Raw genomic sequence first — 1,464 nt, 5'->3', positions numbered from 1 at the left:
ACGAGAACGACCCCGACGAGAACGACCCCGACGAGAACGACCCCGACGAGAACGACTCCGACGAGAACGACTCCGACGAGAACGATTCCGACGAGGACGGCAGCGTCGCGGAGGACGCCACCGCGGACGAGACCGTCGCGGACGTCGTGGCCGCTGTGACGGGCGACGACACGGACACCGTCGCGGATGCCGTGGCCGCTGCGACGGGCGACGACACGGACACCGTCGCGGATGCCGAGGCCGCTGCTACCGGCGACGACACGGATACCGCCGCGCTGGCCGACGCCGTCACCGATGCCGAGGCGGCCGCGGACGCTCTGGCCGCCGACTTCGGCGACGACACCGTGCCGGACGACACCGAGCGGTCCGACCGCGGCTGAGGCTTCGTCCCGCGGCGCGGGTGGCAGGACAACGAGAGAGGGGAGCGGCGGAATGCGGCTACGGGATCGGTTCGGTGCGCTGCTGTTGGATCTGGATGGCACGCTGTTTCGCGGTCATGCCCCGATTCCCGGTGCGTCGGAGGCGCTGTCGAGCGAGGGTGCGACCCAGCGGTTGCTGTACGTGACCAACAACGCGAGTCGCTCGGGTGCCAGCGTGGCCCGGCATCTGCGCGAACTCGGTTTCACCGCAACCGAAGACGAGGTGGTCACCAGCGCGCAGGCGGCCGCGCACCTGCTGGCCGCGCGCCTGGCGCCGGGCTCCACCGTGCTGGTGGTCGGCACCGACGACCTGGTGGCCGAGGTGGAAGATGTCGGCCTGCAACCGGTCCGGCGCTTCAATGGCATCGCGCCCGCCGCCGTGGTGCAGGGTCACTCCCCGCACACGGCCTGGGCCGATCTCGCCGAGGCCGCCTACGCATTGCGCGCGGGTGCGCTGTGGGTGGCCGCCAATACCGATGCCACCCTCCCCAACGAGCGCGGATTGGCCCCGGGCAACGGGTCCATGGTCGCCGCCCTGCGGACCGCCTCCGATCGTGAGCCCACGGTGGCGGGCAAGCCGCACGCGCCGCTCATGGAGGACGCGCTGGCGCGCGCCGGAACCCGCTCCGCCCTGGTCGTCGGCGATCGTCTCGACACCGATATCGACGGCGCGCTCACCGCCGGTCTGGAATCGCTCATGGTGCTCACCGGCGTCAGCACGCTGGCCGACCTGAACAGGCGGCCGGACCGGCTCCCCACCTATGTCGCGGAATCCCTCGATGCCCTGAATCATCCCGTGGCCGAACACGATCCGATCGCCGTCGACGGTGGGGACATCGCCGACCGCATCGCCGAACTGCTGTCGTGTCACCCCGGCCGGGCGGTAGCGGTCTCCGTACCGCCCACACCCCGCGACGGCTAGCGGCGGGCGGTGCGCCGACTCGCCTCGGCGGCGGTGAAGCCGAGCCACACGCATCCGGCGAGAACGAGGACGGCGGGCGCGGAGGGGCCGCCCGGGGGCCCCAACGAAAAGGCCCAGGAAAGC

2 protein-coding genes are annotated in these 1,464 nt (G+C 71.9%); both read left to right on the top strand.

The window, feature by feature from the left end; genetic code table 11:
- A partial coding sequence (locus QK444_RS36215; protein WP_282786623.1) for a hypothetical protein occupies positions 1-380 on the top strand: 380 nt, incomplete at its 5' end.
- Between the two features lie 52 nt (positions 381-432).
- Entirely contained in the window at positions 433-1,341 is a 909-nt protein-coding gene (locus QK444_RS36210) for an HAD-IIA family hydrolase (protein WP_282786621.1), read from the top strand.
- Positions 1,342-1,464 lie beyond the last annotated feature (123 nt).

It is taken from the genome of Nocardia sp. CC201C, from assembly GCF_030010695.1.
Taxonomy (GTDB): domain Bacteria; phylum Actinomycetota; class Actinomycetes; order Mycobacteriales; family Mycobacteriaceae; genus Nocardia; species Nocardia otitidiscaviarum.
Note: the sequence above shows the minus strand (reverse complement) of the source record. Positions and strands in the feature narration are given on the sequence as shown.